General features: G+C 68.1%; 11 protein-coding genes. 5 read left to right on the top strand and 6 right to left on the bottom strand.

The features are described 5' to 3' along the window. Positions 1-6: 6 nt before the first annotated feature. From IEQ11_RS18520 to IEQ11_RS18505, 4 genes are all read right to left on the bottom strand, one after another. Positions 7-477 carry a YehS family protein gene (locus IEQ11_RS18520; RefSeq protein WP_036114355.1) on the bottom strand — a complete coding sequence of 157 codons (471 nt, stop codon included), beginning with the start codon at positions 475-477 and terminating at the stop codon, positions 7-9. Positions 478-884: 407 nt separating this feature from the next. Continuing rightward, positions 885-1487 (bottom strand): cytochrome P460 family protein, encoded by a 603-nt coding sequence (locus tag IEQ11_RS18515; RefSeq protein WP_191823082.1) that lies wholly within the window; start codon positions 1485-1487, stop codon positions 885-887. Next, complete coding sequence (locus tag IEQ11_RS18510; protein ID WP_191823081.1) at positions 1477-1974, bottom strand: hypothetical protein; 498 nt, start codon at positions 1972-1974, stop codon at positions 1477-1479. Before IEQ11_RS18510 ends, IEQ11_RS18515 begins: the two co-directional genes overlap by 11 nt. 374 nt (positions 1975-2348) lie before the next feature. After that, the gene (locus IEQ11_RS18505; RefSeq protein ID WP_051547861.1) at positions 2349-3221 is read right to left on the bottom strand and encodes a helix-turn-helix domain-containing protein; all 873 of its coding nucleotides are present in this window, start codon (positions 3219-3221) and stop codon (positions 2349-2351) included. 276 nt (positions 3222-3497) lie between these two features. Between IEQ11_RS18505 and pdxR the strand changes: the two genes are divergently transcribed. Further along, positions 3498-4943: a MocR-like pyridoxine biosynthesis transcription factor PdxR gene (gene pdxR, locus IEQ11_RS18500; RefSeq protein ID WP_036114348.1), complete on the top strand. Its 1446-nt coding sequence runs from the start codon at positions 3498-3500 to the stop codon at positions 4941-4943. Between the two features lie 367 nt (positions 4944-5310). On the opposite strand, the gene IEQ11_RS18495 is transcribed toward pdxR, so the two are convergent. Next, positions 5311-5808, bottom strand: a complete 498-nt coding sequence (locus tag IEQ11_RS18495) for a hypothetical protein (RefSeq protein WP_191823080.1) — start codon at positions 5806-5808, stop codon at positions 5311-5313. Positions 5809-5909: 101 nt separating this feature from the next. Here IEQ11_RS18495 and sufT point away from each other — a divergent pair, with 101 nt between their 5' ends. The 4 genes from sufT (at position 5910) to IEQ11_RS18475 (ending at position 11355) form a co-directional block, all read left to right on the top strand. After that, positions 5910-6461, top strand: a complete 552-nt coding sequence (gene sufT, locus IEQ11_RS18490) for a putative Fe-S cluster assembly protein SufT (RefSeq protein ID WP_046657671.1) — start codon at positions 5910-5912, stop codon at positions 6459-6461. 103 nt (positions 6462-6564) lie between these two features. Further along, positions 6565-6750 (top strand): proprotein convertase P-domain-containing protein, encoded by a 186-nt coding sequence (locus IEQ11_RS18485; RefSeq protein WP_191823097.1) that lies wholly within the window; start codon positions 6565-6567, stop codon positions 6748-6750. Positions 6751-7346: 596 nt separating this feature from the next. Then, entirely contained in the window at positions 7347-9122 is a 1776-nt protein-coding gene (locus IEQ11_RS18480) for a S8 family serine peptidase (protein ID WP_096415308.1), read from the top strand. A gap of 427 nt (positions 9123-9549) precedes the next feature. Further along, positions 9550-11355, top strand: a complete 1806-nt coding sequence (locus IEQ11_RS18475; RefSeq protein ID WP_191823079.1) for a S8 family serine peptidase — start codon at positions 9550-9552, stop codon at positions 11353-11355. Positions 11356-11576: 221 nt separating this feature from the next. On the opposite strand, the gene IEQ11_RS18470 is transcribed toward IEQ11_RS18475, so the two are convergent. Continuing rightward, positions 11577-11987, bottom strand: coding sequence for a hypothetical protein (locus IEQ11_RS18470; protein WP_191823078.1), 411 nt, complete (start codon positions 11985-11987; stop codon positions 11577-11579). Positions 11988-12299: the final 312 nt, after the last annotated feature.

The raw sequence follows: 12299 nt of genomic DNA, 5'->3' as shown, positions 1-12299 counted from the left end.
GATCGATCAGCCGCCGCGCACGCGCAAGGTCAGGCCCTTGAGGAAGTTGCGCAGCATCTGATCGCCGCAAGCGCGGAAGTTCTTGTGGTCGCTTTGGCGGAACAGCGCGCTCAGCTCAGGTTTCGACACCGGAAAACCGGCCTGTTCGAACACCTGGTGCATGTCGACGTCCTTGAGTTCGAAGGCGACGCGCAGCTTCTTGAGCACCAGATTGTTGCTGACCCGCTTTTCCATCGGCCGCGGCGGCGCGTTCTCGTCGCGGCCGCGGTAATGGAACACCAGCCCGTCGAGGAAGCGCGCGAGCACCGCGTCGCTGCATTCGGCGTAGCCCTCGTCTTCGTCCTTCTTGAGGAAGGCCTGCACCTCGGCCTTGTCGAGGGCGAAGTCGGGATCGGCGAGTTTGACGATCTCGACCACCTTGAGGTCGCTGAGGTCGAGCATGTAGCGGATGCTGCGCAATACGTCGTTGGTGATCATGGTCTGTCCTGCCGGGCCGGGCCGCCGGGCCCGGTGGGTGAAGCTGTCGGCCGGCGCGCGGGGCGCCGCCGTCCGATGGAGTGCCGTCGTCGATGCGGCGCCCGGCGAGAACGCCCGGCGGCCGTCGAGAAGGGGTGCGAGGGCGGATTCTCGCATTTCGGGCGGGGCTGGGGACGGATGGGGCCTGGATGCGCCAGTTTTCGCCCCGATCGGTGCGTATCGGCGCGAGCCTCGAGGGCGGCGAGGGCACTCGACCGCCCGTCAGGCGCCGTTGGAACGGACGGGACGAGGTTTGCATTCGTCGGTCGCGTGCGGAACCGGGCGCGAACGGTGGTGCGTATGCGCAGCACCCGACTGGCTCGAATATCTGCCCGGGCCCGCGATGGGCCGGGCATCCAATGCGGTGGTTACGACTCGCCGGCCTGCGGTTCGACCCGGTTCGGCCATTCGCTGAACACATGACCGTGCTGCTTGCGGCTGGCGTGGCAGGCCGCGCAGCCGTCGCGATCGGTGTTGTTCAGGCGGTCTGTCGTCGTGCCGGCGGCGAATTCGGCGTAGCCCCAGCCGCCGGTCGCGGCGAAGCGCTTGCTGTCCTTGACCATCACGTCGATCTGCCGGCGCGGAGCCTGGTCGACGATGCCGTCGCCGTGGTCGCGGGTTTCGAACAGGTCGTAGACCAGCACCGAGCCGTCGGCGTAGCGGCCGTTGCGATAGCCCTCGAGCGAGGCCGGGTTGGCGTAGATGTGGTGCAGGCCGCCGAAGCGCGCGAACGCCGGGTGCTTGGCGGTGATCAGGCCGCTGCGGATGTGGGTCCAGCGCGCATAGCCGGTCGGATAGGCGATGCGGTCTTCGGCGCGCGCGGCGCTTGCGAGCGTGTCGTCGGCGACGGCCGGCGGTGTGGCGGCGCTGGCCCAGCAGCTGATCGCCAGCGCGAACACGGCCGCGTTCAACATCGCCGATGTCAGCCGCGACGGCGCGGGTCGCGCGCCGCGATCACGATCAGCGCCCATGACGCGATCCCTGACTCGACAGCGCGCGATTCACCGCCCAGGCGATCGGCCAGGCCACGAACGCGATATGCACCGCCACGCTGAGCACGATCCACAGCACGTCCGGCGGCAGGCCCTTGGCGCCGGCGCGCGAGAGCGGCACGACGATGAAGTTCATCGCCACGAACAGCCACAGGCCGTACACGGTCGAGGCCAGCCACGGGTGGCGGCGCATCCAGTCGAGTTTGCGCGCGGCGGCGGCGTACACCGCGGCCATCACCAGGGCGATGAAGTAGTGCAGGAACAAGCCCAGCGACGCGGTCGCCGCGCCGCCGGCCAGCGCCGCCTCGCGCCCGATCAGGCCGGACGCGACGCTGTGCAGGATGCGTTGTGCGGGAACGTGCTTGGTGAGGCCCCAGTAGGTGATCGCGTAGACGATGTCTAGGGTGCCGGCGATGAGTCCGCCGATGGCGGTCCACAGGGGCAGGGAGCGGGTGGTGGCGGGCATGGTGGGCTCGGGTTGGAGAGGGTGGGGCGGCTGTCGCTGTTTGAGGTCGATGCGTGGTTCGCTCGCTGCGGGGTGTTGCAGATGCGGCGGTATGCGATTGGCGTGTAGGACGTATGCAGCCAGACCGAGTCACTCAACGGTCTTGAGAAAAAGTCGCTGGATATTCGGCTCCGCCGAAGTACAGCGGAGCCCGCGTTCGCGGGAATGACGGCTTGAAAGTGTTTCGCGCGTTCGTGCTTTTGCTCGTCATTCCCGCGAACGCGGGAATCCAGTGACTTAAACGTCATGACTCACGAGCGATTGCATGACCGATGCGCGCCTTTGGAAAATCCGATTCCCGATTCCCGATTCCCGAATCCCGAATCCCCACCCAATCAAGCCGCCCGCACCACCGCCCGCTCCAACCGCCTCGCCTGCGTCGCCGTCACCCCGAACGAATTCTTGAACGCACGGCAGAACGCACTCTGGCTTTCGAACCCCAGCGCCTCGGTGATCTCGCACACCGGCATGCGGGTGTCGCGGACCATGCGCCAGGCGCGGTCCGAGCGCAGGCGCGCGGCATACTCGGTCGGGGTTTCGTCGAACACGTCGCGGTAGATGCGGATCAGGTGGCAGGGCGAATAATTGGCGCTGCGGGCGAGGCGGTTGAGGTCCAGACGGATCTCCGGATGCCGGCGGATCAGGTGCTGCACGCGCAGCAGCCGCAGCAAGGTCTGCTGGCGCCGGCGCTGGGTGCGGCCGCTGCAGCGCGGCAGGCGCGCCTGCAGATCGCGTTGTTGTTCCAGCAACAGCGAACACAGCGTGCGGACCAGGGCCTCGCCGTTGGCGGCCAACTCGTCGGGTTGCGCGGCCAGCCGCGCCAGCCGCACCAGCAGCCGCTGCGCGTCGCGCGGGGCCAGGCCTTCCCAGGGGAACAGGTCCTGCGCGCCGTCGTCGGGACCGGTCAGCAGGTGCGGGCGCCACGCGGCTTCCGGGCCGCACAGGCACAGCCACCAGCACGGCACGCGCGCGCTGCTTCGCAGGCGGCCGTCGCGCCAGATCTGCAGGTGCCCGGGAGCGAGCTCCCAGGTGCTGTCGGCCGACTCCAGCCGCAGCGGGCCGCGCAGCGGCAGCCACAGCGACAGCCAGCCGCTCGGCAGGTCCAGCTGGACCGCCCGGCCGGAGGCGCGGACCAGGTGCAGGGTCGGGCGGGACGCCGACAGGTCGAGGTGTTCGGCGAAGTGGATGCGATGGTGATGCAGGCTCATACGGGCCTCATGGGGGGTGTGCGGCAGTAGGGAAACCACAGCGGTTGGCCCCTAAGCTAGCCACCCGGAGCCGTCATCTGGAGGGCCAATTACCCTGGCCTCGAAGGAGCCAATCGGTGCCGGCCCGGGTCGCCCGGGCTGCCCGGCATTGCGCCGGGGCGATACCATCGATGTGCCGGGAACGACCGACTCGCGCGCCACGCCTCGCAACTCGCCGATTGGCTTGGCACTATCGGCCGCAAACCCGGCCCGCGGGGGCCAATCCGGAGCCACGCCATGTATCTGCCGCTGGACGGCCGGGGGCCTTTGCACGGCCAATTGGTCCGGTCGCTGAAAGAGGCCGTGCTGGCCGGCCGGCTGCCGGCCGGGATGCGGTTTCCGCCGACCCGGCTGCTGGCCCAGCAACTCGGCGTGTCGCGCAACACGGTGCTGGCGGCCTACGAACAACTGCGCGCGGAAGGCTTCATGCAGGCCCGGGTCGGCTCCGGCAGCTACGTGGCCCTGCCCGGCGCACCGGTGCAGCCGCGCAGCGAGCCGCCGACGCGGATCGCCGCGCAAAGCGCCTACGCGCGGCGCCTGCGCCGCTATCACGATCACGCCAACATCCCCGGCCGGCGCGCGCCGGGCACCTTGCACAGCTTCCAGTACGGGGTGCCGTTCACCAATCCGCTGCTGACCTCGGCCTGGGCGCGCGCGCTGTCGCACGCGGCCGCGTACCAGCCGCCGAACTACCCGCCCGCGCAGGGCCTGCCGGCGCTGCGCGCGGCGGTGTGCGAGTACCTGTCGCTGCGCCGCGGCGTGCAGGCCGCGCCCGAGGACGTGGTGATCTGCACCGGCACCCAGCAGGCGATCAGCCTGACCGCGCGGGTGCTGCTGGACGAAGGCGACGAAGTCGCGATCGAGGAGCCGCAGTACTTCGCCGTGCGCGAAGCGCTGCAGATCCACGGCGCGCGGCTGCTGCCGGTGCCGGTCGACGGCGAAGGCCTGCGCACCGACCTGCTGCCCGAGCGCCCGCCGCGTTTGATCTGCGTGACCCCGTCGCACCAGTTCCCGACCGGCGCGCTGATGTCGCTGCCGCGCCGGCGCGCGCTGCTGGACTACGCCAACCGCCACGAGTGCTGGATCTTCGAAGACGACTACGACGGCGAATTCCGCTACGACGCGCAGCCGCACGCGGCCCTGGCCGGGCTCGACGACGGCCGCCGGGTGATCTACACCGGCACGTTCTCGAAAGTGCTGTTTCCGTCGCTGCGGCTGGGCTACATCGTCGCCCCGCCGGGTTTGCGCGACGATTTCATCAGCGCCAAATGGTGCGACGACTTCGGTTCGCCCGGGATCGAACAGGCCGCGCTGGCGCATTTTCTCGCCGACGGTGGCTTCGAACGCCACCTGCGGCGCACCGCCAAGACCCTGAAACAGCGGCGCGACGTGCTGCTGGAGTCGTTGCGGCGGCTGACCGGCGATGCGGTGCAGATCGACGACTCGCATGCCGGCATGCACCTGGTGGTGTGGCTGCGCGGTCGCGACGCCGCCCAGGGCGCGGCGTTCATCGCCTTCGCCCAGGCCCGCGGGCTGGGGCTGTATTCGATCGCGCCGTACTACTTCGAACCGCCCGATCGCGCCGGGTTGCTGTTCGGTTACGGCGCGTTGTCGGTGGTCGAGATCGAAGAGGCGGCGCGGATGTTCGCGCATTGCCTGGAGGCGATGGCGTTTGCGGAGTAGGCACGAGTCGCGGCGAAAGCGGCCCGCAGCCGCTGTAGGAGCGGCGCAAGCCGCGAGCGCGAACCGCAAATACCGGCGCAGGCGGCGGTTCGATTCGCCATGCAGGCTGCGAACTTCAGCGTCTGGCCGGCGCTGCTTCGATTGCCGATGGTTGCGCCGCCGTTTGCTTGTCGCGGTCGCGACTCGCGTCGCTCCTACAGGGGCTCACCGAAGGAACTGCGCGATCCCGAACCAGGTCGGGCGAACCCGAAGCCCCTGTAGGAGCGGCGCAAGCCGCGACCGCGAACCACGAACACCGGCGCAAACCGCGCCTTGGCCCGGCCCGGCCGCAATCCGACCCAGCCCAACCCTCAGCGCGATCCAAGCCTCAGCGCGACGCCACCGCCGCGACGATCAGCGCGATCCCCAGCCAGATCAGGTCCATGCCGGTGTTGGCCAGCTGGAACAGGATCAGGAAGAAGTTCGGCCCCAGCTTGGACGCCGAGTCCAGCGGATCCAGGCCCATCACCGCGCCGTACTGGCCCGCGGCGATGCCCCAGTTGGCGAACAGCACGATCGCCACGGTCGCCAGCACGCCGAACGCGAGCCGGCGCGGGCCCGGGCGCCAGCCGCCCAGGCGCATCATCCAGGCGATGTCGAGCGCGCCCAGCACCGCCATCCAGCTGCATTGGCGGTCCCAGGCCAGGCTCAGCAGGACCCAGAACGCGGCGAAGCCGAAGATGCCCAGGACCAGCAGCAGCCACGACAGCGGGGTCATCCGGCGCTCGGCGCCGGCCTGCGGGGCCTGGCCTCGCGTGGCCCCGCTCTTGGAAGCGTGGGCGCGCGGCTCGGTCGCGTGGTGGTCGGGCGGGACGGCGACGGTCATGGGCGGAACACTGTGGATGGGGCAAGCCCTACAGCATAGCCGGCCGCGACCGGTAGAATGACGCGACTTGTGCTGCGGCACGGCATCCCCATCTTTCCGCCATGTATTCCCGCAGCAGCGAACCCGTCCGTTTCGAGCGCGATTGCGCCGCCGTCCTCGTGCCGCAAGGCGAAGAGGTCAATCTGCCTGCCGGCAGCGTGGGTTACATCACCCAGGCGCTCGGCGGCAGCTACACCGTGTTCGTCGAAGGCAATCTGTTCCGTATCCACGGCCGCGACGCCGACGCGATCGGCAAGGAACCGCCCGAGCCGCTGGAACTGCCCGCCGGCGCCGACGACGAGGCGGTCGAGCAATTGGTGTGGAAGCAACTGCGCACCTGCTTCGATCCGGAAATCCCGATCAACGTGGTCGAGCTGGGCCTGGTGTACGAGGCCACGGTCAAGCCGCGCGACGACGGCCAGCGCGTGGTCGAAGTGCGCATGACCCTGACCGCGCCGGCCTGCGGCATGGGCGACATCCTGGTCGACGACGTGCGCAGCAAGCTCGAAATGATTCCGACCGTGGCCGAGGCCGATGTCGAGCTGGTGTTCGATCCGCCGTGGGGCCGGCACATGATGTCCGAGGCCGCGCGCCTGGAAACCGGAATGCTCTGATGCGTCGGCGCGAAGCCGCGTTCGATTCCGCTCGTATCGACACTTGAAGCATCGCGCTGTGATCCGCGCGTCCTGATCGCGCTTCGGCGATCCAGCGCGCGGGCTGGCCGCGCCGGACGGTTCGCTCTGCAACATCCACAGCCGCACCGGAGGCAGCGCCGGCAACGTGACCGGCACCTTCACCTTCAGCCTGTCGAGCGAGGTGCTCAACGGCACCTGGACGCTGCGCGTCAACGACAGCGCCCTGGGCGATACCGGCCGCGTCGACAGTTGGAGCATCACGTTCTGATTCGAACCATCCCGCTTCAAGCCGTGCGATTGGAAGCAATGTGATTTGCAAAGGCGCGATTGAAACGGTGCGATTCAAAACGACGCGATTAAAAACATCGCGATCCAAAGCGTCACGATCAAAGCGACACCGATCGATAAGCACCGATCGATCGCAAGCATGCGCGGCTTACCGACAGGCGCATGCGCTCGCCCCTCTCCCGCGCGACGCGGGAGAGGGCGCGAGGCGGCAGCGACACGCGACGATCACGGATTTCATACGAAGCAACTAGGAAATCGACGAGCGCGGGATTCGCTTGCCGATTCGCGGCGCGGGTGCTGCGCCGCAGCAACGCCGTTCAGGTGCAGACGATGTGCATCGATCGCATCGAAAAAACCTAAATGTGCAACGTCGCTCACACAACACCCCCTGCAACCGCGCGGCAAACCGCTTGTTGGCACTGTTAGTGCAGCCTTAGCGTGTTCGTGCGGACCAGGCAGTCACGAGTCCGTACACAAACAGCGTGGTCGCTGTCGTGTGCAGACATGGATGTGGCCACACCCGCCACCACGCGTTGAACGCCGCAAGACGGCACTTCGTTTTTGGGGGTTTCATCCATGTCCGACCGCACCATGCGCGGCCTGCGCAAGCACGCGCTTGCCGCCGCCACCGTGACCGCTCTGTCCTGCGTCGCGGTATCGGCCTATGCCGCCGACCGCATCAACCTCGCCGCCCTGGCCAATGCCGGCCAGCAGGACGAATTCATCGTCAAGTATCGCGACGGCAGCGCCGCGCGCAGCAACGAAGCCACCTTGCTCAAATCCCTCAGCGCCGCCTCGACCGGGTTCTCCGGCAAGAGCAACGCGCTGGGCCTCAAGCACGTGCGCCGCACCTCGATCGGCGCCGACGTCGTGCGCGCCGGTCGCAAGCTCGACCGCGCCGAAGCCGAATCGCTGATGCGCCAGATCGCCGCCGATCCGAACGTCGAGTTCGTCGAGCCCAATGCGCGCATGACCGCGTTCTTCACCCCCGACGACACCCGCTTCGGCGAGCAGTGGGGCTATACCGCCTCGGGCATCAACGCGACCCAGGCCTGGGACGTGAGCACCGGCACCGGCGTGGTGGTGGCGGTCATCGACACCGGCATCACCAGCCACAGCGATCTGAACGCCAACATCATCGGCGGCTACGACTTCATCAGCGACGCCACCGCCGCGCGCGACAGCAACGGCCGCGATTCCAACCCGGCCGACCAGGGCGACTGGTTCGCCGCCGCCGATTGCGGCCTGGGCTACGCGAGCAACTCCAGTTGGCACGGCACCCACGTCGCCGGCACCATCGCCGCGGTCACCAACAACGCCAAGGGCGTGTCGGGCACCGCGTACAACGCCAAGGTCGTGCCGGTGCGCGTGCTCGGCCGTTGCGGCGGCACCCTGGCCGACATCGCCGACGCGATCACCTGGGCCTCGGGCGGCACAGTGTCCGGCGTGCCGGCCAATCCGAACCCGGCCGAAGTCATCAACATGAGCCTGGGCGGCAGCGGCACCTGCGGTTCGACCTACCAGACCGCGATCAACGGCGCGGTTTCGCGCGGCGTGACCGTGGTGGTCGCCGCCGGCAACAACAACGGCAACGCCTCCAACGCGCGTCCGGCCAACTGCACCGGCGTGATCACGGTCGGCGCGGTCGACAGCAACGGCGCGCGTTCGGTGTGGAGCAGCACCCAGAAGTCGAACTACGGCTCCGTGGTCGACGTGGCCGCGCCGGGTTCGAACATCCTGTCCACGCTGAACTCGGGCACCACCACGCCGGGCGCCGAAAGCTACGCGTCCTACGGCGGCACCTCGATGGCGACTCCGCACGTCGCCGGCGTGGTCGCGTTGATCCAGGCCAAGGTCACCACGCCGAAGACCCCGGCCGAGATCGAGACCATCCTCAAGAACACCGCGCGCGCGTTCCCGAGCACGCCGGACCAGCCGATCGGCGTGGGCATCGTCAACGCCAAGGCGGCGCTGGATTCGCTCGGCGGCACCCCGCCGACCGGCACCCAGACCTACAGCAACGGCACCGACTACAACATCCCGGACAACAACGCGACCGGCGTGACCAGCACCATCACCGTGTCGGGCCGCACCGGCAATGCGCCGAGCAACGCTTCGGTGTCGATCAACATCATCCATCCGTACAAGGGCGACCTGAAGGTCGACCTGATCGCGCCGGACGGCTCGGTATACAACCTGCACAACAACACCGGCGGCAGCGCCGACAACGTCGCCGGCACCTACACGGTGAATCTGTCGAGCGAAACCCTCAACGGCGCGTGGAAGCTGCGCGCGGTCGACTCCGGTCCGGCCGACCTGGGCCGCATCGACACCTGGAGCATCACGTTCTGATCCTTGCATGACGGGCGCTTCGCGATGCGAGCGCCCTGGCCTCATCAGCGAACCCCGGCTTCGGCCGGGGTTCGTTTTTTTTTGCGCGGCCCGGTCAGGCGCGGGCGAGTGCGGCGAAAGCGCCGCATCGAACGGCGAAGCACGTCGCCCAAGTCACCTTGCGCGTGCGCGAAATCGCATCCGCCGACATCCATCTGCGCCGGATCGGCGCATATCGCGCCAGCGGCTCCAATCCGGACGGGTGCATTTGAAGTGCGTTAATTGTGCTGTTTCAGACGTGTCTGATGGTTGCGTGCATACACGCTGAGTAATTTCGATCCCGAGGGTGGCCGTAGAAACGTCCATCCGCAGCACGCTCCGCATCGAACCGGGAGCGCTTCGCCGCCAACGCCGCCGCTCGCGGCGGTCCGTCATCGGGATGTCCGTCATGCCGCTTCGCGCCTCGCCTCTTACGCGCATCGTTTCGCTGGTCGCCGCCGTGTCCGCGGCGACGTTCGCGGTCGCGACCACGCCGTCGCTGGCCGGCGCACAGGCCGCCGACGCGGCCGCGACGCGGATGGCGGGCCATGAGCCGCCGGGTGCGACCATGCAAGAGTTCATCGTCAAATACCGCAGCGGCAGCCGCGCACGTCTGGATGCCGACAGCCTGCACCAGGCCTTGCGCGAGGCCGAGGCCGGCTTCGCCCAGGCCGCCGGTCTGCGTCGCGTGCGTCGGGTGTCCACCGGCGCCGATGTGATCCGCGCCGATCGCGCGCTCGACCGCGCCGAAGCGCTGGCGCTGATGCGGCGCATCGCGAGCGACCCGCAAGTCGAGTACGTCGTGCCCAACGGCAAGGCGCAGGCGGCGCTGTCGCCCAACGACAGTCGCTACTCCGAACTGTGGGCGTTCCACGATTACGACGCCGGCAGCAACACCGGCGAGGCCTGGAACCTGGGCAACGGCAGCGGCGCGGTGGTCGCGGTGATCGACACCGGCATCGTCGCGCACAGCGATCTCAACGCCAACGTGCTGCCGGGTTACGACTTCATCGCCAGCACCTGGCGCTCGCGCGACAACGATGCGCGCGACGCCAATCCGCTCGACGAAGGCGACTGGGTCGCGGCCAACGAATGCTATGCCGGCCACGGCGCCGGCGCGTCGGGCTGGCACGGCACCCATGTCGCCGGCACGGTCGCGGCGGTCGGCAACAACCGCAGCGGCGTGATCGGCGCCGCGTACGGCGCGCGGATCGTTCCGGTGCGCGTGCTCGGCCGCTGCGGCGGCGATTTCTCCGACATCATCGACGCCATCACCTGGGCCTCGGGCGGTTACGTGCCCGGTGTCCCGGCCAATCCGAATCCGGCCGAGGCGATCAATCTGAGCCTGCTCGGCGCCGGCGTATGCGATGCGGCGACCCAGGACGCGATCAACGGCGCGATCGCGCGCGGCGTCGCGGTGGTGGTCGCGGCCGGCAACGGCAATGCCGATGCCGGCGGCTTCCGGCCCGGCAACTGCAACGGCGCGATCACCGTCGGCGCCAGCGATGCCGACGGCCGGCGTTCGATCTGGAGCGGCGGTTACGCCTCCAATTACGGCAACGCGGTCGACCTGGCCGCGCCCGGCAGCACTATCCTGTCCACCGTCGGCGTGGGTGCCACCAAAGTCGCCGGCGAGGGCTACGCGTATTACAACGGCACCTCGATGGCAACGCCGCAGGTGTCCGGGCTGATCGCGATGATGCAATCGCTGGCGGTCGCGCCGAAAACGCCGGCGCAGATCGAAGCCTTGCTCAAGCAGACCGCGCGGCGTTTTCCGCTCGCGACCGACCGGCCGATCGGCGCCGGCATCCTCGACGCCAAGGCCGCGATGGAAGCGGTGCGCGCGGCCAATCCCGCGCCCGCCAGCGGCAAGCGGCGTTATTTCAACGACGCCGACGTGGCGATCTACGACAACGCCACCGTCGAAAGCGCGATCGTCGTGTCGGGCCGCAGCGACGCGGCGCCGCTGACCGGCACGCCGGTGAGTTTGACCATCCGCCACAGCTACATCGGCGATCTGAAGGTCGACCTCATCGCGCCCGACGGCAGCGCCTACAACCTGCACAACCGCGGCGGCGGCAATGCCGACGACATCGTCAAGACCGTCGCCGTGAATTTGTGGGGCAAGCCGCTCAACGGCACATGGCGGCTGCGCGTCAACGACAACTACAGCAACGACACCGGCTGGATCGACAGCTGGAGCATCGAGTTCTGATCCGTCGCCGCATCCATCGCGGCGAGTACGACAGGGGGCGGGCCCGGACTTCCGTGGGGGCGGAAGTCCGGGGAACCCGTCGCCGCATGCAAGGAGTCATCGAATCAATGCGAAACCGTTTCCTGCGTGGTGTTGGAGAGCGGCTCCCGGACTCCGGTCGCGGCCGGAGTCCGGGAATCCGTTCGCGATGCGGATGTCGCCGCGAGCGATCGCGAATCGAGTCAGCCGCGATGGAAGCGAAAAGAAGTCGCACAGGGGCAAGTGGGTGCCGGCGCGGTACGGCCGGTGGTGGAGCGGCAAGCGGAGGCCGGCGCAGCGAGTCGATGCGCCGATATCCGGTGGGACAGAAGCAGCGACAAGCGACTCGATGACGGCAGCCAGCCATTGGAGGTGCGCGAGGCGGAAACGGTCTGAACTGGATTCAGGTGGTACGCGGCAACTGCAAGCGTAAGTGATCGGCAACAAGTGTCATGCAACGAGCCTAGGTAGTACGCACCAAGCAAGAAGAAACAGAAAGAAGAAACAGCAACAAGCAACAGCGACAAGCAAAAAGCAATAGACAACAGCAACAGCAACAGCAACAGCAGCAATAGCAACAGCAGCAACAGCAGCAACAGCAGCAACAGCAGCAAGTAGTGAGGCTGTCGACGGCATCGGCGTCTAACGCTTGGCGCCGATGCCTGGCGGTCGGATATGCCGGTGCGATCAGGCCGGCATGAAGTGCGGCAAGCGGCCCCGGACTTCGACGGTCATCGAAGTCCGGGGCCGCGTCGGCGGCCTGCATCGAGAAACACGGATGCGTAGGCCGCGCGAATCGAGCGCGCCGCGTTTCGACAATGGCGTCGCATCGATCGCACGACATGCCGCGTTTCGATCATCGAGTTCGCAATTCGCATTCGGATGATCCAAGTCCCGCAAGGTCATGAATGACTGCGCCGAATCAA

It is taken from the genome of Lysobacter capsici (assembly GCF_014779555.2).
Lineage (GTDB): Bacteria > Pseudomonadota > Gammaproteobacteria > Xanthomonadales > Xanthomonadaceae > Lysobacter > Lysobacter capsici.
This window is presented reverse-complemented; position numbering and strand designations above follow the sequence as displayed.

Bases quoted from the DNA above. Each gene is read 5' to 3' on its own strand.
- IEQ11_RS18520 (WP_036114355.1), bottom strand. From the start codon at position 477: ATGATCACCAACGACGTATTGCGCAGCATCCGCTACATGCTCGACCTC.
- IEQ11_RS18515 (WP_191823082.1), bottom strand. From the start codon at position 1,487: ATGGGCGCTGATCGTGATCGCGGCGCGCGACCCGCGCCGTCGCGGCTG.
- IEQ11_RS18510 (WP_191823081.1), bottom strand. From the start codon at position 1,974: ATGCCCGCCACCACCCGCTCCCTGCCCCTGTGGACCGCCATCGGCGGA.
- IEQ11_RS18505 (WP_051547861.1), bottom strand. From the start codon at position 3,221: ATGAGCCTGCATCACCATCGCATCCACTTCGCCGAACACCTCGACCTG.
- pdxR (WP_036114348.1), top strand. From the start codon at position 3,498: ATGTATCTGCCGCTGGACGGCCGGGGGCCTTTGCACGGCCAATTGGTC.
- IEQ11_RS18495 (WP_191823080.1), bottom strand. From the start codon at position 5,808: ATGACCGTCGCCGTCCCGCCCGACCACCACGCGACCGAGCCGCGCGCC.
- sufT (WP_046657671.1), top strand. From the start codon at position 5,910: ATGTATTCCCGCAGCAGCGAACCCGTCCGTTTCGAGCGCGATTGCGCC.
- IEQ11_RS18480 (WP_096415308.1), top strand. From the start codon at position 7,347: ATGTCCGACCGCACCATGCGCGGCCTGCGCAAGCACGCGCTTGCCGCC.
- IEQ11_RS18475 (WP_191823079.1), top strand. From the start codon at position 9,550: ATGCCGCTTCGCGCCTCGCCTCTTACGCGCATCGTTTCGCTGGTCGCC.